The following is a 22943-nucleotide window of genomic DNA, read 5'->3' as shown; positions in this document are numbered from 1 at the left end:
TTGTATTGAGCAACGACTTTCGAGGAGGCCCCATGGCGCGCGCGATCAGGTTCGACGAGTACGGCGACGTGGAGGTTCTGCGGGTCGAGGACGTTCCCCGGCCGGTCCCGGGACCGGGGCAGGTGCTCATCGAGGTGCGGGCCGCCGGGATCAACCCGGGCGAGGCGTCCATCCGGAAAGGACTGCTGCACTCGCGGTTCCCGGCGACGTTCCCGTCCGGACAGGGCAGTGACTTCGCGGGGGTTGTCGCTTCGCTCGGCGAAGGGGTCTCGGACATCGCTGTCGGGGACGAGGTGATGGGGTTCGTCGACACGCGGTCGAGTCACGCGGAGTTCGCCGTCGCGGAGGCCGCGAACCTCACGCCGAAGCCCGAAGGGGTGCCGTGGGAGGTCGCCGGCTCGCTGTTCGTCGCCGGCACCACCGCGTACGCCGCGCTCGGCGCGGTCTGCCCGCGTGAAGGGGAGACGGTCGTCGTCTCCGGCGCGGCGGGCGGGGTGGGCTCCCTTGCGGTGCAGCTGGCTCGCCTCGCCGGCGCCACCGTGATCGGCCTGGCCGGCGAGGCCAACCACGCGTGGCTGCGCGAACTCGGCGTCATCCCGGTCGCCTACGGCGAGGATGTGCTGTCGCGGATTCGCGACGCCGCGCCCTCCGGGGTGGACGCGTTCGTCGACACCTTCGGCTCCGGGTACGTGGAACTGGCTCTCCACCTGGGAATCCACCCCGGACGGATCAACACGATCATCGACTTCGCGGCGGCGGAGAAGTACAACGTGAAGACCGACGGGAACGCGGCGGCGGCGTCGGCCGACGTGCTGCGTGAGCTGGGCCTGCTGCTGGACAAGGGGTTGCTGGAGCTGCCGGTCGCCCGGGTCTACCCGCTGGACGAGGTCCGGAACGCCTATCGGGAGCTGGAGCAGCGGCACACGCGCGGCAAGATCGTGCTGCGGCCCTAGTTCTTCGCCATCGCCTTCAGCCCGGCGAGGAACGCCTCGAGTGCGAACTCGAGGCGTTCCGCCGCCGTTTCCGCGGAGAAGAACTCGCCGACCTGCAGCAGGTTGGGGAACGACGCGGGCGGCAGTGACCGCATGTACGCCACCATCTGCTTGCCGCGTTCTCCGGCTTCGGCCTGATCGAAATCGCCCCAGGTCCAGCCGCTCGCTTCGTACGCGTACGCCTTGGCGTAGAGCGCAAGGGCGTCGCCCGCGAAGGTGGCTTGCTTGAGCGTCAGCCCGCCCGCGCGGAGCAGGGCGAGCGTCGCCTCGCCCAGCCTCAGTGAGTGGGGCGTCACCGGCACCGGGATGTCCCACGCGATGCGCGCGATACCGCGGTGGGCGGCCATCACCCGGATCTGGTCGCGGACGAGCTCCTTGACCTGCTCGTCCCAGCGCGCCGGGTCCGGCTCGGGGGTCTGGATGTCGGCGAGCACGGCGTCGAGCATCAGCTCCGCCAGTTCGTCCTTGTTCGAGACGTGCGCGTAGAGCGACGCGGGCCCGGTCTCCAGCTCTTGGGCGACCCGTCGCATGGTGACCGCGTCGAACCCCTCGTCGTCCAGGACGATCAAGGCCGCCCGCACGATCGAGGCCTGGGAGAGGGCGGGTTTCGCGGCACGGCGGCGGGGAGCGCTGCGCCACGGCGGCGGAGGAACGGTCACCCGAACACTGTACTTGACGCGAACGCCGTTCGAGAGTAGAACGGTGTTCGTGAGACGAACAGCGTTCGAAGGGGGATGCGATGACTGCGACTGCCGAGGCCGGTGTGCGTGAAGTGCTGGGCCGGCTCGCCGATGCCTGGAACTCGGGTGATGCCGCCGCGTACGGGCGGCTCTTCACCGAAGATGCGGATTATGTGACGTTCTTCGGGATGAACTTCCCCGGGCGGGAAGCGATCGAGAGCTCGCACCGGGCGCTGTTCGAAGGGCCGTTGCGGGGGTCGAAGCTCACCGGATCGCTGGGCGGCGCGGCGAAGGTGCGGTTCGTCCGGCCGGACGTCGCCGTGGCCGTCGTCGGCGGTGGCTCGTCGCTGAGCGGAGCGGAGGTCGCCGACGAAGGGCGCGAGTCGACCGTGTCCTTCGTGCTCGTCCAGGAGGGAGGCGAATGGCTGATCACGGCGTTCCAGAACACGCGGGTTTCGGATCCGCGCGGGTGAAAACGCTTGCGGAGGCCTCAGGGGTGGTCGCGCGGCCGCCGGCGGAGGTGTTCGAACGGTTGCGGGTGAAGCTGGGTGGCGGCCACCCGATGCGGATGGAGGTGGAGCGGGAGCGGGGGTTCGTCGCGGTGCAGGGTGGCTGGTGGTACCGCGGCGAATACCGGGTCACGGCGGATCCGGCCGGGGCGCGGGTCGAGCACCGGGTGGTCAACGCGGCTTCACGGGGGCGGTGGGGCGTGCCGTTGGCGAACCGGTTCTTCATCGGGTTCCGGAAGGAGGTGACGGCCGGGTTCGTGAGGTTGCTCGCGGAACTGGGCACACCTGAGTAGCCGCGTGCCGATTTCGGCGCGTAGGCTGACTTAGGTAAGCCTTAGTGACGGTTGGAGTGGCCGATGGCTGAAGCACCCCGGCGGTCCGGGCGTCCCGCGACGCGGTTGCGGGTGCTGCGGACCGAGCGGCTGACCCCGCACATGATCCGGATCGTCGCGGGCGGCGAGGGGATCGCGCAGTTCACCCCGAACGAGTTCACCGACGCCTACGTGAAGGTGCTGTTCAAGGTGCCCGGCGTCGAGTACCCGGAGCCGTTCGACGTCCAGGAGTGCCGCGCGTCGATGCCGCGCGAGCACTGGCCGCGGCAGCGGTCCTACACCGTGCGGGCGTTCGACGCGGAGGCCGGTGAGCTGGTCCTCGACTTCGTCCACCACGGCGACGAGGGCATCGCCGGCCCGTGGGCGGCCTCGGCGCAGCCGGGTGACGAGCTGCTGATCCTGGGGCCGGGTGGCGCGTACACGCCGGGCACCGAGGCGGACTGGCACCTGCTGGCCGGGGACGAAAGCGCGTTGCCGGCCATCGCGTCGTCGCTCGAAGCGCTGCCTGCCGGCGTGCCGGCGCACGCGGTGATCCTGGTGGACAACGCGGACGAGGAGCAGCCGCTGGTCACGAAGGCGGACGCGCAGATCACCTGGCTGCACCGGGCGTCGGGGGGCGACGTCGCGGCCGCGGTGCGCGAGCTGCCGTGGCGCGAGGGCGTCGTCCAGGCGTTCGTCCACGGCGAGGCGGGGTTCGTGCGCGAGCTGCGGCGGTACCTGCTCGACGAGCGCGGCGTGCGGCGTGAGCTGCTGTCCATTTCCGGCTACTGGCGCTACGGGAAGAACGACGAAGCGTGGCGTGAGGAGAAGGCGGCCGAGCGGGCGCGGGAGAAGTAGGAAGCCGGCCAAAGCAACTCATCGGCACAGTAACCTCGCCGCATGGCGGACTTCGAGGTGAACGTCGACCCGGCCGAGGCCGGCTTCGACGCGGCGCGGCTTTCCCGGATCGACGCGCATTTCGACCGGTATGTCGCGGACGGACGGTTGCCGGGCTGGCTCGCGGTGGTGAGCAGGCACGGCCGGATCGTCCACGTCGGCCGCGGCGGCCACCGCGACGTCGAAGCGTCGCTGCCGGTCGAGACGGACACGCTGTGGCAGATCTTCTCGATGACCAAGCCGATCACCTCGGTGGCGGCGATGATGCTCGCCGAAGAGGGGCTGCTGGAGCTGGACGACCCGATCTCGCGCTGGCTGCCGGAGTTCGCCTCACCGCGGGTGTACGTCAAGGGATCGGCGTTGGCGCCGTCGACGGAGCCGGCCAAGTCGCCGATCCGCGTCTGGCACCTGCTGACGCACACGGCGGGCCTGACGTACGGCTTCCACCACGGCCACCCGGTCGACGCGATCTACCGCGCGGCGGGATTCGAGTGGGGGACCCCGCCGGGCCTCGACCTGGCGGCGTGCACGGAGAAGTGGGCGTCCCTGCCGCTGCTGTTCCAGCCGGGCGCGGAGTGGAACTACTCGGTGGCCACGGACGTCCTCGGAAGGCTCGTCGAGGTGGTGTCGGGCCTACCGCTGGACGAGTTCTTCGCGACGCGCATCTTCGCCCCGTTGGGCATGACGGACACGGGTTTCGTGGCCTCGTCGCCGGACCGCCTGGCGGCGATGTACGTACCGGCGTCGGGACGTGCCGTCCGCAACGATGCTTTCGGCCGCCTGGGCACGGTCCGCCCAGACTGCCTCTCGGGCGGCGGCGGCCTGGTGTCTTCGGCCCCGGACTACTGGCGTTTCACCGAGATGCTCGTGCGCGGCGGAACCCTGGACAACGTCCGCTTGCTGTCCCCGCGAACGGTGGCCTTGATGGCGAGCAACCACCTCCCGGGCCACGTCGACCTGGAGGCCTTCGGCCGCCCCTTGTTCGCCGAAATGCCGTTCGACGGCCACGGTTTCGGCTTGGGCTTTTCGGTACTGGAGGACCCGATCAAGGCCCGAACCCTGTCCTCGGCGGGCGAGTTCGCCTGGGGAGGCGCAGCATCAACGGCATTCTGGGTGGACCCGGACGAGGACCTGACGGTGGGCTTCTACACGCAACTGTTGCCCTCGAGCACCTACCGCCTGCGCCCCCAGCTGCGGCAGCTGGTCTACCAAGCGCTGGTGGACTGAGCGGACGCGGCCGGTTCGGGGACCTTCGCGCCTCCGGAGGTGAGGTATCTCGCCACCGTCGTGCGCAGGTGGTCCGCGTGCTGGTAGATGTCCTCGACCGCGGCGATCGGCAGCCGGGTCTCGACCTTGTTCTCGTCGAACACGCCGAGGTGCTTCTTCGAGCGGTTGAACCACAGCCTCGCGATGGGCTTCCGGTTGTTGTCGTCCAGGAGAACGCCGAAGTAGGTCTGCGTGTCTCGTGCGGCGACCCGTGAGGCGGGCACTTCGGCGCAGACGATGGCGCGGACGATCCGGTAGCCCTCGAGCTCTTCCTCGGTCGTGACGACCCGTTCGTTTTCTTCGGTCGAACTGGTCTCGGCGACGGGCACCGGCTCCTGCTGCTCCGGTGGGATCACGCTGCCGCTCGACACACTCACATAGGAGTCCGGCCCGCCGAGCGCGTTCTTCAGACGGTCGTTGACCTGCTCGTTCAGGAACTGACGGGTCGCCTTGGCCACCAGCGGGCCGAACTGCTCGCGGACCTTCTGGGTGAACGCACCCTCGTACACCCGCGTGGTGAGGAACTTGACCCATTCGTCTTCGGGCTCTTTGAACTGAGTCGCGAGGATCCGCTTCAGCTGGCCGATGTACTTCAGCTCGCCGGCGGCGCTGATTACCGAGTCGAGGTCGAAGGATTCCTTCGTGAGTTTGGCCAGCTCGGGCAGCAGGGTGTCGTCGATGTCGGCGAAATCCAGCACGAGGAAGGGCTTGGCGTCCATCCGGTTCGGCGCGTCGAGATCGGTGTAGAACTCGTAGACCTGGCCGTTGGTCAGGATGGCGATCCGGGCGTTCGTGACGGCGAAGTAGCGGAAGAGCTGGGAAGCGTGCTCGATGCGCAGCGGGTCGTTGATCTTCTTGGCTTCGACGAGGACCTGCACCTGACCGTTGTGCACGATCGCGTAGTCGATCTTTTCGCCCCGCTTGGTTCCGACATCGGCGGTGAACTCGGGGATGACCTCGGCTGGGTTGAACACGTCGTAACCGAGAACGGTGCTGATGAAGGGCATCACAAAGGCGTTTTTGGTCGCCTCTTCGGTCTCGATGCCTTCCTTGTGCTTGCGAATCTTCAGGGCGAGTGCCTGCGCGCGCTCCGCGATGTCCATGCCGGGTACCGTTCTGTGCGGAAATACGGAACTCGGCTGGAACGCGAATTCGTACCGGCCGCTGGTCTGCCGTATGCCGCTGTGCCGACTTCGGTGTTCTTTGTGCCCGAGGCGGGCGCATCCGCTGCGAAGTAGCTATTCCGGCTGCATCGATGCACGCGCTCATGCAGCAACTCCGCGCTGAGCGGTGGCCAGGACTGTGCCCCGGCCACCGCGAGGCCTCTCAGCCGAACGGGCCTCGGTCCGGTGCGCAGATCGTGCCCGGAGCGGGTATCGCGCCCGCGCCGAAGTACCGATCCAGCCAGCCGTCGATACACATGCTCTTGCCTCGGGCGCCGTGGCCGTAAGTGTCCAGGCTCAGCAGGCGTGCGTTGCCGAGCAGGCGCTCCGTTCGTTGCGCTCCGGCGTACGGGGTCTCCAAATCGCCCTGGCTGTTGGCCAGCAACAGGATCGGTGCCGTCGGGCGGTTCCATGGTCCCGCGTAGCTGCCCGTGTCCGTGACCTTCCACGTCGCGCACGGCAGCGTCTTGTAGACGTCGTACCGACCGAACCCGAGGGCCACGCTGTCCGCCCGCGCGGCGTAGTCCCACCAGACCGCCGGATCATGCGGGTTGGCCGCGTCCGAGCACAGGGTTGCGCCGCCGCCTAGCAAGGAGTCGATGTCCGGTAGGCCGCCTGGTGCGGTCGGGGCTGGGGAAGCCGGGTTGGCCAGGGCCTGGAGGAACGCCGCGAGCTCGGGTGCGGACTGGGCGTCGGTCAGGTAGTTGTGGATCTGGGCGATTGCGCTCTGGTACGTGATGACGATCTGCCGCCCGGCCGTGTCGGTTACCGTGATCGGGGCGGCTTGGAGCCGGTCGAGGATGGCGTTGTAGTCGAACGTGCAACGCGAACTGCACGCCGCCAAGAAGGATTCGAGTGCTCGGGGTGCGTCCGAGAAACCTTGCAGGCGGTAGCTCATCGGTGCGACGCCGGTGGACCACCGGACCGGGTCGTCGACCGCGTCGAGTGCCAGCGCGCCGACGCGGGCGGGGAAGAGGTTTGCGTACGTCTCGCCGAGGTAGGTGCCGTACGACTTTCCGTAGTAGCGCAGCTTCGGCTCGCCGAACGCCGCCCGTAGCCGGTCCAGGTCGCGGGCGATCGTTGCGGTCGACAGGTGGCTGGCCAACGGACCGGCGTTCCGCTCGCAGAGGTCCGTCACCGTTCGCGTGTCCGCGATCTGCTGCTGCTCGGCCTCGCGGGTCAGCGGGAACGTGCCCAAAGCTCGTTGCAGCACCTCGAGTTGCGACGGATCGGTGAAGCAGTGGATCTTCGTGCTCGCCCCGACGCCGCGCGGGTCGAAGCCGACGATGTCGAAGCGGGCGTGCAACGCCGGTGTCAACGCCGGTGCGAACCGGCCGGAGGAACCCGGCCCGCCGGGGTTGAAGAAGATCGTGCCCAGCTTGTGGGCCTGGTCCGTGGCGGGCAGCCGGCCCACCGCGATGCGGACCGTGCCCGCGGACGTGTCCTGATAGGACAGTGGGACGTCGAGGTGGCCGCATTCGTAGCCGACCGGGCAGGAGGCTTCCCAGACGATCCGGGCGGGGCTCGCCGCGGCCACAGGCGCACTCAAGGCGACCGCGCCCGCGGTGGCCCCCAGCGCCAGCGCAACACGGAGTTTCCGAGGATTCATCCGCCGATGGTCCCGCCCCGGACCCGGTGGCACAGGGGGGTGGACCACCGGATCCGGGGTGGGGCACGCCCTACGCGGTGAGCTTCGGGATGACCTCCGACCCGTACGCCGCCAGCGTGGCCTCGCGGTCGTCGTGCATCAGGTACAGCGAGAACTGGTCCACGCCCAGCTCGGCCAGCTCCTGCAACCGTGAGACGTGGGCCGACGGCGGACCCAGCAGGCAGAACCGGTCGACGATCTCGTCCGGGACGAACTCCGTCGACGGGTTGCCCGCTTTGCCGTGGTGGCTGTAGTCGTACCCTTCCCGCTCGCGGATGTAGTCCGTCAGCTCCCGCGGTACGGCCCCCGACGAGCCGTATCGCGCCACCAGGTCCGCGACGTGGTTGCCGACCATCCCGCCGAACCAGCGCAGCTGTTCGCGCTGGTGGGGCAGGTCGTCGCCGACGTACGCCGGGGCCGCCACGCAGATCGTGATGCCGCCGGGGTCGCGCCCGGCCGCCCGGGCGGCGTCGCGGACCGCGCCGATGGTCCAGCGGGCGATCGCCGGGTCCGCGCACTGCAGGATGAAGCCGTCGGCGTGCTCGCCGACCGTCTGCAGCGCCTTCGGCCCGTACCCGGCCATCCACATCTCGAGCCGGCCGTTCGAGATCCACGGGATCTGCACGGTCTTCTCGTTCATGGTCACCGCGCGGCCCTCGGCCAGGTCCTTGACCACGCGCATGCAGTCGCGGACGGTGGCCAGCGTGGACGGCGGCTTGCCGACCACCCGGTGCGCGGAGTCGCCGCGGCCGATGCCGCACACGGTCCGGTTGCCGTACATGTCGTTGAGCGTGGCGAACGTCGACGCCATAACCGACCAGTCGCGCGTGCCGGGGCTGGTCACCATCGGCCCGACGACCAGCGACGAGGTCGCGGCCAGCACGGCCGAGTAGATGACGAACGGTTCCTGCCACAGCACGCAGGAGTCGAACGTCCACCCGTACCGGAACCCGCAGTCCTCGGCGTCCTTCATGAGCCGCACGACGTCCCGCGCCGGCGGGTCCGTCTGCAGCACGATCCCGAAATCCATCGCGACCTCAGTTCAGGTACTGGTTCAGCGAGCGGGACAGGAACTTGCCGTGTGACGTCGATCCCGAGAAACCGGAAGGCGACACCACGACACGTCCACGCGACAGCACCGTGTGCACGCGTCCGGTGATCTCGAACCCCTCGTACGCGGAGTAGTCGACGTTCATGTGGTGCGTCTCAGCCGACAAGGTCTGCCGAGCGGACGGATCGTAGATGACGATGTCCGCGTCCGAACCCGCCGCGATGACTCCCTTCTTCGGGTACAGCCCGAACATCCGCGCCGGGGTCGCCGAGCACGTCTCGACCCACCGGCCCAGCGTCAGCTGACCGGCGACGACGCCCTGGTGCAGCAGGTCCATGCGGTGCTCGACGCCCGGCATCCCGTTGGGGATGGCCCGGAAGTCGCCGCGGCCCATTTCCTTCTGGTCCTTGAAGCAGAACGGGCAGTGGTCGGTGGACACGACGGACAGGTCGTTCGTCCGCAGCCCGCGCCACAGGTCGGCTTGGTGCGACTTCTCCCGCAGCGGTGGCGAAGCGACGTACTTGGCTCCTTCGAAGTCCGGCTTGGCCAAGTCCTCGATGGACAGGTACAGGTACTGCGGGCACGTCTCCGCGAAGACGTTCTGCCCCTCGTTGCGCGCCTCCGCGACCGCCGCCAGCGCTTGCGACGCCGACAGGTGCACGATGTACAGCGGCGAGCCCGTCACCTTCGCGAGCTGGATCGCCCGCGATGTCGCTTCTCCTTCCAGCTCCGGTGGCCGCGTCAGGCCGTGTTGCACGGGGTCCACGTTGCCCGCGGCGAAGGCCTGCGCCGCCAGCTGGTCGATCGCGATGCCGTTCTCCGCGTGCATCATGATCGTAGCGCCGGTTTCCCGCGCTTTCTGCATCGCGAGCAGGATTTCCCCGTCCGTGGAGTAGAACACCCCCGGATAGGCCATGAACATCTTGAAGCTGCCGACCCCGCCGTCGATGCAGGCTTCCATCTCCTTCAGCGACTGGTCGTTGACGTCGGAGACGATCATGTGGAAGCCGTAGTCGATCGCGCAGTTGCCGTCGGCCTTGGCGTGCCACTTGTCCAAAGTAGACAGCAGCGACGTGCCTTTGGCCTGCACGGCGAAGTCGATGATCGTCGTCGTGCCGCCCCACGCCGCCGCCGTGGTCCCGGTGGAGAACGTGTCGACCGAATGCGTGCCGCCGAACGGCATCTCCATGTGGGTGTGGGCGTCGATCCCGCCGGGCAGCACGTACTTCCCGCTGGCGTCGATCGTCTCGTCGCCGGTCAGCGTCCCGGGCGCCCCGACGGCGGCGATGGTCTCGCCGTCGACGAGGACGTCCGCAAGCAGCGCGCCCGACGGCGAGACGACCTGACCACCGCTGATGAGCGTGGTCATCAGGCCTCCGCGAGGGGGCCGTAGGTGTCCGGACGGCGGTCGCGGTAGAACGCCCACGTGTTCCGGACCTCTTCGAGCAGCGACAGGTCGAGGTCGCGCACGACGACCTCGTCTTCGGTGTCGGACGCCGCGTCCCCGACGAGCTGGCCGCGCGGGTCGACGAAGTACGTCTGGCCGTAGAAGTCGTTGTCGCCCAGCGGTTCCACGCCCACCCGGTTGATGGCGCCGACGAAGTACTCGTTCGCCACCGCGGCCGCCGGCTGCTCCAGCCGCCACAGGTACTGCGACAGGCTGCGACTGGTCGCCGACGGGTTGAACACGATCTTCGCGCCGGCCAGGCCGAGCGCGCGCCAGCCCTCCGGGAAGTGCCGCTCGTAGCAGATGTAGACGCCGATGCGGCCCACCGCCGTGTCGAACACCGGGTAGCCGAGGTTGCCGGGGCGGAAGTAGAACTTCTCCCAGAACCCCTTGACCTGCGGGATGTGGTTCTTGCGGTACTTGCCGAGGTAGGTGCCGTCGGCGTCGATCACCGCGGCCGTGTTGTAGTAGACGCCGGGCTGCTCGACCTCGTACATCGGCACGATCAGCACGACGCCGTGGCGCTCGGCCACCTCCTGCATGAGCTTCGTGGTGGGCCCGTCCGGGATGGCCTCGGTGTAGGAGTAGTAGTCGGCGTCCTGCACCTGGCAGAAGTACGGCCCGTAGAACAGCTCCTGCAGGCAGACGACCTGGGCGCCCTGCGATGCGGCGGTGCCGATGTGGTCGACCGCCGCCTTGATCATGGACTCCTTGTCACCCGTCCACCGCTGCTGGATCAGGCCGGCTCGAACCACGCTCACTGATTTCCTCCTTCGTTGTGGACAGGGGCATGGAGAGGGCGGCGAAGACGACGAACGCGCCGACCAGGCCGACCACCCAGTTGTAGTCGTAAAGCGGCTTGAGGAACGGGATGAGACCGGCGTCCGGGAACGGCCCGCCGTACGCGCCGCCGACCGCCAGCAGCGCTCCCACCAGCGTGGCGACCAGCGCCCGCCAGTTCCAGCCGCCGCTGAACCAATACACCCCATCGGGTGTGTAGAGGTCCTTCAGCCGCAGCTTCGTGCGGTTGATGACCCAGTACCCGGCGACGAGCACCCCGGCGACCGCGCCGAGCAGGCCGCCGTAGAAGCCGAGCCACGCGAAGATGTAGATGTTCGGGTCGGAGTACAGCCGCCACGGCTGGATGAGGATGCCGATGACGCCGGTGATCCCGCCGCCGACCGCGAACGTGATCCGCTTCGGGAACGCGTTCGAGAAGTCGTAGGACGGGCTGACGACGTTGGCTGCCAGGTTCGCCGAGATCGTCGCCAGCACCAGTGCGACCAGTGCCACGACCACCACGACCGGGCTGGCGAACTTGTCGGCCAGCTGCGCCGGGTCCCAGATGTCCTTGCCGTAGAGCACGTGCCCGCCCGACGTGGTCAGGATGGCCACGATCGCGATGAACGTCATCGTCGTCGGCAGGCCGAGGATCTGGCCGCGGACCTGCTTGCGCTGGCTGCCGCCGAAGCGGGTGAAGTCCGGCATGTTGAGCGACAGCGTCGACCAGAACGCGATCATCGCCATCAGGGCCGGCGCGAACACCTTCCAGAAGTCCGGGCCCCAGCCGAGCCTGCCGCCGTCGGACAGGATCGGGCCGAGCCCGCCCGCCTTGACCAGCACGTACCCGAGCATGATCAGGAAGCCGACGGACACCAGCGGCGCCGTCCAGTTCTCGAACCGGCGGACCGCCTCCATGCCGCGCCAGATGATCAGCATCTGGCCGATCCAGAAGACCACGAACGACAGCCAGAGCGTCCAGTGCTGCCCGGCGACCACGGCGGAGTCGCGCCACCACGAGCCGAGCAGGCGGCCGAGGATGACGTAGATGGCCTCGCCGCCCACCCACGTCTGGATGCCGAACCAGCCGCACGCGATGAACGCGCGCAGCAGCGCGGCGAGGTTGGCGCCGCGCAGGCCGTAGAACGCGCGGGCGAACACCGGGAAGGGGATGCCGTACTTGGTGCCGGCGTGGCTGTTGAGCAGCATCGGGACCAGCACGATCAGGTTGCCGATCGTGATGGTGATCAGCGCCTGCACCCAGTTCATGCCGAGCGTGATGAGCGACGCGGCCAGGGCGTAACTGGGGATGTTGTGGGCCATCCCCATCCAGAGCGCGAAGTAGTTGTAAGTGGTCCAGGTCCGTTTTTCGACGGGGACGGGGGCCAGCTCCTCGTTGAGGAACCGGCTGCCTTCGAGAGACCGGACGTCGGCGGGGTCGAGCTCGACCCGGCCGTCGTCGTGCACGCGCTGGTCTGCGGGTGTCGGCGCCATTGCGGAATCCTGCGCGCCAGGTCAGGGCCGGGGCAACGGCAGTCTGTTCACTCTTCGTAGATCAGGAGTGCAGTCTGTCGATTGCGCGAACGGGTCCCGGAGTGCATGACCTGCGTCACACCTGCGGCCGTTACGAACCGGCAAAGCGGGTGAAACGTCTCCACAGGATCTTCACACTTCACGCGAACCGTCTCCACCGGGGGTGCTTAGGGTCGTGGTCATGGAACTGGGTGGGCGGCGCGTGCTCGTCGTCGAGGACGACGTCACGATCGCCGCGTCGATCGCGGCCCGGCTGCGGGCCGAGGGGTTCGGGGTGGACGTCGTCCACGACGGACCGGCCGCCGTCTCGGCCGAGGCGTCCGGGGAGCCGGACCTGGTGGTGCTCGACGTGATGCTGCCGGGGTTCGACGGCCTGGAGGTCTGCCGCCGGATCCAGGGCCGCCGTCCGGTGCCGGTGCTGATGCTGACCGCGCGCGCCGACGAGACGGACATGCTGGTCGGCCTCGGCGTCGGCGCCGACGACTACCTCACGAAACCGTTTTCGATGCGGGTGCTGACCGCGCGGGTGCACGCGCTGCTGCGGCGGGTCGAGCGGTCGTCGTCGGTCGCGGGCACCCGGATCGTGCTCGGCGACCTCGAGATCGACGTCGACCAGCGGCGCGTCGCCCGGGCGGGGGTGGCGGCGCAGCTGACGCCGATCGAGTTCGACCTGCTGGTGCACTTCGCCCGGCGGCCGCGGGTGGTGCAGCCGCGGGAACGGCTGCTGTCGGAGGTGTGGGACTGGGACGTCCACGGCACGTCCGCGGGCACCCGGGCGGTGGACAGCCACATCAAGGCGCTGCGCCGGAAGCTCGGCGCGGACCTGATCCGGACCGTGCACGGCGTCGGCTACGCGCTGGAGGCGGGCTCGTGAACTTCATCCCGCGGCCGCTGGACCGCATCCGGTCGATCAAGCTGAAGCTGGCGATCCTGATGGTCGCCTCCGGCGGGATCGCGTTCGCGTTCTTCAACTGGCAGATCGGCTGGCTGCCGCCGAAGACGACGATCACGGCGATGGTGCTCGCGCTGGTGTTGTCGCAGGTGCTGGCGCACGGGATGACCCGGCCGCTGCGCGAGATGACGGCGGCGGCGCGGGCGATGGCGAAGGGCGACTACACGCGCCGGATCCGCGCGACCACCCGCGACGAGGTGGGCGAGCTGGCGCAGGCGTTCAACCAGATGGCGGGCGACCTCGGGGACGCGGACCGGCAGCGCCGCGAGCTGATCGCGAACGTGTCCCACGAGCTGCGGACGCCGATCACGGCGTTGAGCGGGGTGCTCGAGAACCTCGTCGACGGCGTCGAGGAACCCGATCCGGGCACGCTGAAGACGGCCCTGCAGCAGACCGAGCGGCTGGCGACGCTGGTGGACGAGCTGCTGGACCTGTCCCGGCTGGACGCGGGGGCCACTTCGCTCCACCTGACGTCGTTCTCCCTGTGGTCGCTGTTGTCCGAGGTGGTCGGGGAGGCGGCGTTCGCGGGCCGCGGGGTGACGTTCGAGGTGTCGGTGTCCCCGGAGGGGGCGGTGGTGACGGCGGACCGCGGGCGGCTGTTCCAGGTGGTGGCGAACCTGTTGGAGAACGCGGCCCGGCACGGCCCGGCGGGCGGGCAGGTGCGGGTGGTGGCGCAGGTGCGGCCGGGGGAGGTGCGCATCGACGTGTGCGACGAGGGGCCGGGGATCGCGCCGGCGGACCGGGAGCGGGTGTTCGAGCGGTTCACCCGGGGGGAGCGGCCGTCCGGCGGGGGGACCGGGCTGGGGCTGGCGATCGCCCGGTGGGCGGTGGAGCTGCACGGCGGGACGATCGGGGTGGTGGACCCGTCGCCGGGGACGGGGAGCCGGATCCGGGTGACGCTGCCGGCTTAGGTTCCGCCCGGCTCCCGACGCCAGGAATGAGTCATTCACTGCGTCGGAGGTCAGGAATGAGTCATTCAAGGCGTTCCGGGGCGGACTTCGGACGATGGTATTCGCAAAAGCGAACATGGAAGCAGGCGAGATGCCGAAGAACAGGATGCACGCGCCCGGGGAACCGGGAGCGGGGAAGAGCGTGCCGCGGGGGAAGCGGGCGGTGCGGGAGGCGGGTGCCGGAGGGGAGGTGGAGGGCTGGGGCGCCGGAGTGGGGCCAGACGGTGCTGCGCCGGGGACGGGGGCGCCGCGGAGGGAGCGGGCGGTGCGGGAGGCGGGGCTGTGGCCGGAGGTGGGCCAGGGGGCGGGCGTGCCGCAGGGTGAGCGGGCGGTGCGGGAGGCGGACGGTCCGGCTGGAGATGGGCCGGGAGCGGGCGTGCCGCCGGGGAAGCGGCCCGGGGGTGGGACGGCGCTTGCGGATGGGGATCGGGACCTGGGTACCGGCGGAGGACGCTTCGCGGCGCCGGGCCGTCCGGCCGCGGGTGGCGGTGTCGCCGTGGCCGCTCCCCCCGTTCTCCTTCAGCCGCTGCCGCCGCCCAAGTCCGCGGTTGTTCCGCTGCCGTCCGCGGTTCTGCCCGCCGCCGGGCTTGCCGGGGTGGCGGGCGCTCTCCTGCTGCCCGTCGACCGGCCCGGGATCGGGTGGCTTCTCTCCGGGCTGGCCGTGACCGCCGCCGTCGTGGTGGCCGATCGGCGGTCTCGGGACGGGAAGCCGGGGGCCTTGACCTGGCGCAATGCCGGGTGGGCGGGGCTCGCCCTCGCGCTGCTCGCCATGGGGACCCTGCGGGCGTCGGAGTGGCTGTTCGTCCTCTGCGTCATCGGCGCCGTCGTGGCCGGGTCGCTGGCCGTCGTCGGGGAGCGGACCGTGCACTCCGTTCTCTACGACATGCTGGCCGTCCCGATCGAGGCCGTCCGGGCCGTTCCGTGGGTCGGGCGCGGGGCCGGGCGCTTCGCCGCCCGGCGCGACGGGGTGGCCCGCCGGATCGCGCTCGCCGTGCTCGCCGCCGCCGGGCTCGTCGGGGTCTTCGTGCCGCTGCTCGCCAGCGCCGACGCCGCCTTCGCGGCCGTGGTCAACGCCGTGGTCCCGGAGCTCAGCGTGGCGACGCTCGTGCGGTGGTGCTCGGTCTTCGCCGTCGTCACCTCGGTCGCGGCCGGGGCCTGCTACTTCCTCGCGGCACCGGCGCCACGGGCGTCAGCTGACCGTCCACGCCGGACGAAATATGGTCTGGAGTGGACGGTTCCGCTCGGCGTTCTCGTGGTGATTTTCGGGGTTTTCGTCGCGGTGCGACTGGTGGTGCTGTTCGGTGGCACCGAGTACGTTCTGCGCACCGGCAACCTGACTTCCGCGGAGTACGCCCGCGGCGGCTTCTGGCAGCTGTGCGCCGTCACCGTCCTGACGCTGGCGATCGTCGCGGCGGCGCTGCGGTGGGCGCCGAACGCGACGAAGGCCGACCGGCTCCGCCAGCGCGTCCTGCTCGGGACGCTCAGCGCGCTGACCCTGGTGCTCGTCGGTTCGGCGTTGAGTCGCATGTGGACGTATCAGGAGGCGTACGGCTTCACCGTGCTGCGGCTGCTGGTCGAGGTCTGCGAACTGTGGTTCGGCGCGGTGTTCGTGCTCGTCCTGCTGGCCCTGGTCCGGCTGCGCTCGGCGTGGCTGCCGCGCGCGGCGATCGGCACGGCCGCGGCGGCGCTGCTGGTGCTGGCCGTCCTCGACCCGGAACGCCTCATCGCCGACGCCAACCTCGACCGCGCGGCCGCCGGCAAGCCCCTCGACGACCGCTACCTGGCCCGCTTTTCGGCCGACGTGGTCCCGGTGGTGTCGGCCCGCCTGCCGGAACCGCTGCGCACGTGCGTGCTGAGCCAGGTGCTGCACGGCGACACCCCGGACGGCTGGCCGGCCTGGAACCTCAGCCGTGCGGCGGCGCGCGACGTGACCCTCGGCTCACCGGCCGGCTGCCGCTGAACCGCACCGGCCGAGGGCGCGTGGTTAAGAGTTACGCGGAAGCCACCGGACCGTCGTGGGGGCGGCCCGGCGGCTTCCGCGCGCTCACCGAGGCATTGCTACGTTCGGGTGGTACGCACGGTGCTTGTGCTGGGGTGGCTTTGCTGTCACGGATCTGTGACAGGTGGCGACTGAGGTTTTGGTCGGGTGCATGCCCGCAATTCGGTGAGAACCGCCTGGATCAGGTCGGTGGAGTCCTGTTCGCTCAACGCCAGGGAGCCCAGGATCCTGGTGGCTTTCCGGTAATCGGCCACGTTGGGCTCATCGGAGAGATACCCACTGCCCCGGTAGTGCTCCATGTACACGATGGACGGCAGGTCCGCGTAATCGAAAATGATGAACGGACCGTAGTGCCCGGGGTGGTAGCCGATGCCGTTCGGCACGATGCGGACGGACACGTGCGGCAGCCGCATCCGCGAGAGCAGGTGGCGAAGCTGCTCGATCATCACGGTGGGACCACCGATGTTCTGCCGCAAGACGGCCTCGCTCATCAAGACCTGGTACTGCAACGGGTGCCGGCCGGTCAGCCTGTCGCGCCGGGCCATCCGCACCATCACCACATTGTCGATGTGGGACTGGGGGTGATCGGTGGTGGCGAAGATCGCCCTGGCGTATGCAGGTGTCTGCAGCAGCCCCGGAACCAGGCAGGGGCTCCAGTCGAGCTTGCCGGTGGCTGTCCGCTCGTGGTCGACATAGGTCGCCAGCATTGCGGGGCCGTCGAGAACAGCCTGGTACAGCCAGTTGGGTTCGGTGGCGGTCCGGGCCAGGTTGAAGAGCCGGGCGCGTTCGGCCGGCCCCACTCGGAGGGCGCCGAGGACCGTGCCCAGCTCTTCGATCTTCGGGATGCGCTTGCCGCTCTCCCAATTGGAAATGTTCTGCGGCAGCACGTCGATCAACCGGCCCAGCTCACGGACCTTCAGGTTCCGCGCCTGCCTGGCTCTCTTCATCCCGAACCCCAGCGCGCGGGCCCGGGGCGTCGCAATCGGTGGTGACATGGGGCACAGCCTGCCCCCCGGCAGGCCGTGCCCCATCGGGTGATGCCGTTCCGCTGTCGCGGAGCTGCGTCAGAAAGCGAAGACCTCGTCCGAGTCGCGATCGGCCTCGCAGCGGTTCGCGTACGTCGTGCTGAACGACACCGGTTTCCCGCGCCACGTTCCGATGGCCGTCGCCTCCACCGGGGCGTAGATCAGCGTGCACGCCTGGTGCCGTGCGGTGATCCGCGAAAAGTCGCCGTCGGCTGCCGACAGCACCGCGCACGCCTTGTCGCGCTTGGGGTGCGTGCCGCCCGCCGGGTCGCACGTCAGGACCACCGAGCCGATCCGGCCGGCGGTGTCGTGGGTGGTCAGCTGCAGCGTCGAGGCCGGGGGTTGCGCCGGCGCCAGACAGCCGATGCTCAGCAAGCATGCTGCGAAGGGGATTAGGGCCATATCGGTGTCATCGGCCGTCCGGAGCCGATCACTGTGCTGCACGTCCGGGTGAGTCTTCTTCGCTCGGCCGGGTGAGGTCCCACGCCAGCAGGGCGACGTACAGCGACAACATCGACTCCGGCTCCTCCAGCCGCACCCCGAGGACCTGCTCGATCCGGGCGAGCTGCTGGTAGTACGCCGTCCGGGAAGTATGGGCCGCCGCGGCCGCCGCCGACTTGTTGCCGCCCTGCTCGCAGTAGTGGCGCAACGCCTGCACGAGGCGGCTGCCCGTCGCGGCGTCGCGCTGCAGCAGCGGGCCCAGCTCGCGGAAGGCGAACGCCGTCACGCGCTCGTCGCCGGACAGCAGGTGCAGGAGGCCGCGCAGGCGGACGTCCGACAGGCGGTGCAGCACCCGTTCGGTCCCCGTGCCGAGGGCCGCCGCCGCGACCTGGCTCGCTTCCAGCAACGTCCGGCGGGCTTCGGCGGGGGACGTCACCGTCGTGCCCACCGCGAGCACGCCCGGCGCGCTGGCGCGGGCCTCGTGGACGTCGGTGGCGAGCCGGTGCAGGACGGCGTCGGCGTTCGCCTCCGGGGACAGCGCGAGCAGGGCTCGCACGCCGAGGTCGTCCGTCGCCACCAGCGCCGACACCTTCGCGCGGCGGGCCGCGAGCACCGTCGCCTCGGCCAGCTCGCGCAGCACCGGCGGCGTCGACAGGGCCGGTCGCGCGGTCCCGGTCAGCCGCGGCCGGACCGCCAGCCCGACCAGCTGCCGTCCGGGCAGCGGCACGGCCAGCGCCGAGGCCCTGGCCAGCAACTCGGCCGTCGGCGCCGGGGACGCCAGCAGCTCGGCGAGCACCGCGCGGTGGGCCTGGCGCTCGAGACCGTCGGCATCCTTCGCGACCAGCCGGTGCACGGCCAGCGCGGACGCGGCGCGCTCGGCGACGACCCGGTGGCGGTGCGGCGGCTGGTCGGCGCAGACGAGGATCAGCCGCCCCCAGTCGTGCCCGCGCGCGCCGACCACGGTCACCAGCCAGCCCGACCCCGGGTGGTAGCCGGTGCGCTCGCCGACCTGGACCACCCGTGAGCGGGACGGCCAGCCGGTGAGCAGCTCGGCCGGGTCGGTGCCGGCCGCGTCGTAGGCGAGGACCTCGTGGGACAGCGTCTCCAGCACCACCGGCTGCTCGGTGAGCCGGGCGACCTCGCCCAGGACGACGCCGGGTTCGGCGCCCGCGACCGTCAGCGCGGTGAACGTCTCGTGCACGCGCTCGGCGGCGCGCAGCTCGGCGACCTGGGCGTCGACGATCTGGCCGTTCACCGCCTCGGTGACGCTCACGAACCGCGTCTCGCGCGAGAGCGTCACCAAGGGGAGGTTGTGCTCCTCGGCCGCGCCGACCAGCGCGGCGGGCAGCTTGTCGCTCCAGTGCCGGACCAGCTCGACCACGACACCCGCGGCCCCGACCCCGGCCAGGTCGGCGACGTACCGGGCGAGCGCCCGGCCGTCGTCGGGCAGCGCGACGCCGGTGGTCAGCACCAGCTCGCCGCCGCGCAGCAGGTGCGCGATGTCGGCGACCTCGGCGACGTGCGCCCAGCGCACCGGCGCGTCCAGCCCGGCGGCGCCGGCGACGACGTGCGGGCGGCCCTGGCGCAGCACCGGCAGCGCGAGGACCTCGGCGACGGTCGGGTACATGGCTCCTCGAGTGATCGGCAGGGACAGACTGTACGGCCGGGACGGCGAGTCCGTACACGTTGCCGATGGCCTGGCGTGGCGCTCGCACGGAGACTCGTGTCGGGATGTTGCCGACGCGAGGAGTGCCCGCCGTGACCGACCGCATCAGCCACTGGATCGACGGCAAGTCGTTCACCGGGACCGCCGCGCGGTCCGGCGAGGTCTTCGACCCGGCCACCGGAGAAGTCCGGGCGCACGTCGACTTCGCCGGTGACGCCGAGGTCGAAGCGGCCGTCGCCGCGGCCAAGGCGGCGCTGCCGGGCTGGCGCGGGACGTCACTGGCCGGCCGGACGCGGGTGCTGTTCGCCTTCCGCGAGCTGCTGTCCGCCCGCAAGCACGAGCTGGCGAAGATCATCACCAGTGAGCACGGCAAGGTCGAGTCCGACGCGGCCGGCGAGATCGCCCGCGCGATCGAGAACGTCGAGTTCGCCTGCGGCGCCGCCCAGCTGCTCAAGGGCGGGTTCAGCGAGAACGCCTCCACCGGCGTCGACGTCTACTCGATCGCCCAGCCGCTGGGCGTGGTCGGCGTGATCTCGCCGTTCAACTTCCCGGCCATGGTGCCGCTGTGGTTCGTCCCCAACGCGCTGGCCTGCGGGAACACCGTCGTGCTCAAGCCGAGCGAGAAGGACCCGTCGGCGGCGGTGTTCATCGCGGAGCTGTTCGCCGAGGCCGGGCTGCCCGCGGGCGCGCTCAACGTGCTGCACGGCGACAAGGTCGCCGTCGACGGGCTGCTGACCCACTCGGACGTCAAGGCGATCTCGTTCGTCGGGTCGACGCCGATCGCGCGGTACGTCTACGAAACCGGCACCCGGCACGGCAAGCGCGTCCAGGCCCTCGGCGGGGCGAAGAACCACATGGTGGTGCTGCCGGACGCCGACCTCGACCTCGCCGCCGACGCCGCGGTGTCGGCCGGGTTCGGCTCGGCGGGGGAGCGGTGCATGGCGGTGTCGGTGGTGGTGGCCGTCGACCCGGTGGGCGACGCGCTCGTGGAGAAGATCACCGAGCGGATGTCCCGGCTGCGCGTCGGCGACGGCCGTGACCCGTCGTCGGAAATGGGCCCGCTGGTGACGGCGGCGCACCACGCGCGCGTTTCGTCCTATGTGGACGCCGGAGTGGCCGAAGGTGCTTCGCTGGTGGTGGACGGCCGGGGGATCGAGGTGGCCGGGGACGGCTTCTGGCTCGGCCCGACGCTGTTCGACCACGTCCGCCCGGAGATGTCGATCTACACCGACGAGATCTTCGGCCCCGTGCTCTCGGTGGCGCGCGCGGCCTCCTACGACGACGCCCTGGAACTGATCAACGCCAACCCGTACGGCAACGGCACGGCCATCTTCACCGGCGACGGCTCGGCCGCGCGCCGGTTCCAGAACGAGGTGGAGGTGGGCATGGTCGGGGTCAACGTGCCGATCCCGGTCCCGGTCGGCTACTACTCGTTCGGCGGCTGGAAGGACTCGCTGTTCGGCGACAGCCACGCGTACGGGCCGGAGGGGTTCCACTTCTTCACCCGGACGAAGGTGGTCACCTCCCGCTGGCCGGACACCTCGCACGCCGGAGTCAACCTGGGCTTCCCCCGCAACTCCTGACCCCGGTCGTGAGTGGTAAGGCGGGTTCTAACCTGCCTTACCACTCACGACAGGCCGCGGCAGACTGCTCAGCGCGGTCCGGCTCGCCTCGTCCGCGGGGCGGCCGATCAGGACCCGCTGATCGGTGTCCCCCAGGGGCAGCAGCACTTCGAAGTCCACCGCGAGGACGCCGGCCGCGGGATGGCGCAGCACCTTGCTCCCGCGGCCGGTGGCCTCGACGTCCCGCTCGGCCCACAGCCGCGCGAAGTCCTCGTCACGGAGGCATTCGGCGATGAGGCCGAGCAACGCCGGATCTTCCGGGTGGGCGGCCCACGCGGTGCGCAGGTGGGCGATGCCCTCGCGCACCACGCGCTCGCGGTCGACGTAGGACTCGCGGATCTCCGGGTGCCGCAGGCACACCCACATCGCGTTGCGCCGCGACGCCGGCAGGGTGCCGAAGTCCAGCAGCAGTGCGGCCATCTCGCCGTTCCAGGCCAGGACGTCGTAGCGGTGGTTCATCAGCATGGCCGGCAGCGGTGACAGGTCGGCGACCAGCCGGGCCAGTGACGGCACCGCGGTGGTAGCGGGCTCGGTCACGGCACGCGGGCGCTGCCCGGCCAGGTCGAACAGGTAGGCGCGTTCGGCGGGGCTCAGGCGCAGCGCCCGGGACAGCGCCGCCACCACGTCCGCCGAGGGCCGCAGGCCGCGCCCCTGCTCCAGCCGCACGACGTAGTCGGTGCTGACGCCGGCCAGTTCGGCCACCTCTTCGCGCCGCAGCCCCGGGGTCCGCCGGGCCTGCCGTCGCGCGGGCAGGCCGAGGTCGCGCGGGTCCAGGCGCTCGCGCCGGGTCCGCAGGAACGCGGCCAGCTCGCCGGTCGGGGTGATCATGTCCGGTCCAACCGCCGCGGGTGGGACTCGTGTTCCCAGGAAGCCCGCTCCCTTACCCCCGGTCCGCGGCGCGCACAGGCTGGTGCTCGACGGATCACGAGCACAGGAGGACCGATGTCCCTCACCCTCGACACCTACCGGCTGCTGGGCCGGTCCGGGCTGCGGGTGTCCCCGCTGGCCCTGGGCACGGCGACTTTCGGCACCGAGTGGGGCTGGGGCGCGGAGAAGGACGAGGCGCGCAAGCTGTTCGACACCTACGTCGAGCGCGGCGGCAACTTCGTCGACACCGCGAACTCCTACACCGACGGCAGCTCCGAGCGCCTGCTCGCCGAGTTCGCGCGCGGGCGCCGCGAGCGCCTGGTGCTGGCGACGAAGTACTCGACGTTGCGCAGGCCCGGCGACCCGAATTCCGGGGGCCCGCACCGCAAGAGCCTGTTCGCGTCGGTGGAGGCCAGCCTGCGGCAGCTGGGCACGGACTACGTCGACCTGCTCTACCTGCACGTCTGGGACTTCACGACGCCGGTCGAGGAGATCCTGCGCGGGCTGGACGACCTGGTGCGCCAGGGCAAGGTCCTGTACGTGGCGATGTCCAACGTCCCGGCGTGGGAGGTCTCCCGCATGCAGGCGATCGCCGACCTGCGCGGCTGGGCGCCGCTGGTCGCGCTGCAGATCGAATACAACCTCGTCAACCGGGCCGGCGAGCGGGACCTGATCCCGATGGCCCGGGCGCTCGGCTTGGGCGTGACCCCGTACTCGCCGCTGGCCGGCGGCCTGCTCACCGGCAAGTACCGCCGCGCCGACCCGGCCGCGCCGGAACCCGGGACCCGCGCGGGCTTCAACGCCGGGCTGGGCATGGTGACCGAGCGGAACCTCGCGATCGCCGAGGTGGCGACGGAGGTCGCCGCAGAGCTGGGCTGCACGCCGGCCCAGGCCGGGCTGGCCTGGACGCTGCGGAACCCGGCGGTGACGGCCCCGATCGTCGGCGCCCGCACCCCCGCGCAGCTGGAGGACAACCTGGGTGCCCTGGAGGTCGCCTTCACCGCCGCGCACCTGGCTCGTCTGGAGGAGGTCTCCGCGATCGAGCTGGGCTACCCGCACGACGTGCTCGCCGGTGACCACCTCCGCAAGGTGACCCGCGGGGACCTGGTGATCGAAGCGCGCCGCTGACGGGGCACTTTCACGT

At 70.6% G+C, this 22943-nt stretch carries 21 protein-coding genes; 10 read left to right on the top strand and 11 right to left on the bottom strand.

The annotated features are described in order from the left end of the window. Positions 1-32: 32 nt before the first annotated feature. Entirely contained in the window at positions 33-953 is a 921-nt protein-coding gene (locus ACFPLC_RS00820) for an NADP-dependent oxidoreductase (protein ID WP_378196741.1), read from the top strand. On the opposite strand, the gene ACFPLC_RS00815 is transcribed toward ACFPLC_RS00820, so the two are convergent. Then, a complete protein-coding gene (locus ACFPLC_RS00815) occupies positions 950-1651 on the bottom strand; it encodes a TetR/AcrR family transcriptional regulator (RefSeq protein WP_378196738.1) in 702 nt (233 codons plus the stop codon). The two genes, ACFPLC_RS00820 and ACFPLC_RS00815, sit on opposite strands and share 4 nt — an antisense overlap. 80 nt (positions 1652-1731) lie before the next feature. On the opposite strand from ACFPLC_RS00815, the gene ACFPLC_RS00810 reads away from it, so the two are divergent. The 4 genes from ACFPLC_RS00810 to ACFPLC_RS00795 all read left to right on the top strand — a co-directional run bounded on the left by ACFPLC_RS00810 (position 1732) and on the right by ACFPLC_RS00795 (position 4616). After that, positions 1732-2145, top strand: coding sequence for an SgcJ/EcaC family oxidoreductase (locus ACFPLC_RS00810; RefSeq protein WP_378196735.1), 414 nt, complete (start codon positions 1732-1734; stop codon positions 2143-2145). After that, positions 2142-2474, top strand: a complete 333-nt coding sequence (locus ACFPLC_RS00805) for a hypothetical protein (RefSeq protein ID WP_378196732.1) — start codon at positions 2142-2144, stop codon at positions 2472-2474. Before ACFPLC_RS00810 ends, ACFPLC_RS00805 begins: the two co-directional genes overlap by 4 nt. A gap of 63 nt (positions 2475-2537) precedes the next feature. Beyond that, positions 2538-3350, top strand: a complete 813-nt coding sequence (locus tag ACFPLC_RS00800) for a siderophore-interacting protein (protein WP_378196729.1) — start codon at positions 2538-2540, stop codon at positions 3348-3350. Positions 3351-3392: 42 nt separating this feature from the next. After that, positions 3393-4616, top strand: coding sequence for a serine hydrolase domain-containing protein (locus tag ACFPLC_RS00795; protein WP_378196726.1), 1224 nt, complete (start codon positions 3393-3395; stop codon positions 4614-4616). Here ACFPLC_RS00795 and ACFPLC_RS00790 read toward each other — a convergent pair. From ACFPLC_RS00790 to ACFPLC_RS00765, 6 genes are all read right to left on the bottom strand, one after another. Further along, on the bottom strand, positions 4595-5758 hold the full coding sequence (locus tag ACFPLC_RS00790; protein ID WP_378196723.1) for a type I restriction endonuclease: 1164 nt from the start codon (positions 5756-5758) through the stop codon (positions 4595-4597). The genes ACFPLC_RS00795 and ACFPLC_RS00790 overlap by 22 nt on opposite strands. Positions 5759-5981: 223 nt before the next feature. Beyond that, on the bottom strand, positions 5982-7427 hold the full coding sequence (locus ACFPLC_RS00785) for an alpha/beta fold hydrolase (protein WP_378196720.1): 1446 nt from the start codon (positions 7425-7427) through the stop codon (positions 5982-5984). Between the two features lie 70 nt (positions 7428-7497). Further along, positions 7498-8496, bottom strand: a complete 999-nt coding sequence (locus ACFPLC_RS00780; protein ID WP_378196717.1) for a TIGR03842 family LLM class F420-dependent oxidoreductase — start codon at positions 8494-8496, stop codon at positions 7498-7500. Positions 8497-8503: 7 nt separating this feature from the next. Beyond that, entirely contained in the window at positions 8504-9886 is a 1383-nt protein-coding gene (gene hydA / locus ACFPLC_RS00775) for a dihydropyrimidinase (RefSeq protein WP_378196714.1), read from the bottom strand. Then, on the bottom strand, positions 9886-10668 hold the full coding sequence (locus ACFPLC_RS00770; protein ID WP_378196996.1) for a nitrilase-related carbon-nitrogen hydrolase: 783 nt from the start codon (positions 10666-10668) through the stop codon (positions 9886-9888). The genes hydA and ACFPLC_RS00770 overlap by 1 nt, the downstream gene beginning before the upstream one ends. A gap of 10 nt (positions 10669-10678) precedes the next feature. Further along, positions 10679-12238 (bottom strand): NCS1 family nucleobase:cation symporter-1, encoded by a 1560-nt coding sequence (locus tag ACFPLC_RS00765; protein ID WP_378196711.1) that lies wholly within the window; start codon positions 12236-12238, stop codon positions 10679-10681. A 241-nt stretch (positions 12239-12479) separates the two neighbouring features. Between ACFPLC_RS00765 and ACFPLC_RS00760 the strand changes: the two genes are divergently transcribed. The 3 genes from ACFPLC_RS00760 to ACFPLC_RS00750 all read left to right on the top strand — a co-directional run bounded on the left by ACFPLC_RS00760 (position 12480) and on the right by ACFPLC_RS00750 (position 16139). Continuing rightward, positions 12480-13151, top strand: coding sequence for a response regulator transcription factor (locus ACFPLC_RS00760; protein ID WP_191307878.1), 672 nt, complete (start codon positions 12480-12482; stop codon positions 13149-13151). Next, positions 13148-14140, top strand: coding sequence for a HAMP domain-containing sensor histidine kinase (locus tag ACFPLC_RS00755; RefSeq protein WP_378196708.1), 993 nt, complete (start codon positions 13148-13150; stop codon positions 14138-14140). The genes ACFPLC_RS00760 and ACFPLC_RS00755 overlap by 4 nt, the downstream gene beginning before the upstream one ends. 304 nt (positions 14141-14444) lie before the next feature. Further along, the gene (locus ACFPLC_RS00750; RefSeq protein WP_465251636.1) at positions 14445-16139 is read left to right on the top strand and encodes a DUF4153 domain-containing protein; all 1695 of its coding nucleotides are present in this window, start codon (positions 14445-14447) and stop codon (positions 16137-16139) included. A 146-nt stretch (positions 16140-16285) separates the two neighbouring features. Here the strand turns inward: ACFPLC_RS00750 and ACFPLC_RS00745 are convergent, their stop codons facing one another. From ACFPLC_RS00745 to ACFPLC_RS00735, 3 genes are all read right to left on the bottom strand, one after another. Continuing rightward, positions 16286-17173 (bottom strand): helix-turn-helix domain-containing protein, encoded by an 888-nt coding sequence (locus ACFPLC_RS00745; protein ID WP_378196702.1) that lies wholly within the window; start codon positions 17171-17173, stop codon positions 16286-16288. Positions 17174-17242: 69 nt separating this feature from the next. Beyond that, a complete protein-coding gene (locus ACFPLC_RS00740; RefSeq protein WP_373308981.1) occupies positions 17243-17578 on the bottom strand; it encodes an SSI family serine proteinase inhibitor in 336 nt (111 codons plus the stop codon). 55 nt (positions 17579-17633) lie between these two features. Beyond that, complete coding sequence (locus tag ACFPLC_RS00735) at positions 17634-19271, bottom strand: PucR family transcriptional regulator (RefSeq protein WP_378235649.1); 1638 nt, start codon at positions 19269-19271, stop codon at positions 17634-17636. 131 nt (positions 19272-19402) lie between these two features. On the opposite strand from ACFPLC_RS00735, the gene ACFPLC_RS00730 reads away from it, so the two are divergent. Next, positions 19403-20893 carry a CoA-acylating methylmalonate-semialdehyde dehydrogenase gene (locus ACFPLC_RS00730; RefSeq protein ID WP_378196696.1) on the top strand — a complete coding sequence of 497 codons (1491 nt, stop codon included), beginning with the start codon at positions 19403-19405 and terminating at the stop codon, positions 20891-20893. A 27-nt stretch (positions 20894-20920) separates the two neighbouring features. Here ACFPLC_RS00730 and ACFPLC_RS00725 read toward each other — a convergent pair whose 3' ends face one another. Then, positions 20921-21760, bottom strand: a complete 840-nt coding sequence (locus ACFPLC_RS00725; RefSeq protein ID WP_378196693.1) for a helix-turn-helix domain-containing protein — start codon at positions 21758-21760, stop codon at positions 20921-20923. A 114-nt stretch (positions 21761-21874) separates the two neighbouring features. Between ACFPLC_RS00725 and ACFPLC_RS00720 the strand changes: the two genes are divergently transcribed. Further along, positions 21875-22927 (top strand): aldo/keto reductase, encoded by a 1053-nt coding sequence (locus ACFPLC_RS00720; protein WP_378196690.1) that lies wholly within the window; start codon positions 21875-21877, stop codon positions 22925-22927. Positions 22928-22943 lie beyond the last annotated feature (16 nt).

The sequence above is a fragment of the Amycolatopsis plumensis genome (assembly GCF_042652605.1).
Taxonomy (GTDB): Bacteria; Actinomycetota; Actinomycetes; order Mycobacteriales; family Pseudonocardiaceae; genus Amycolatopsis; species Amycolatopsis plumensis.
This window is presented reverse-complemented; position numbering and strand designations above follow the sequence as displayed.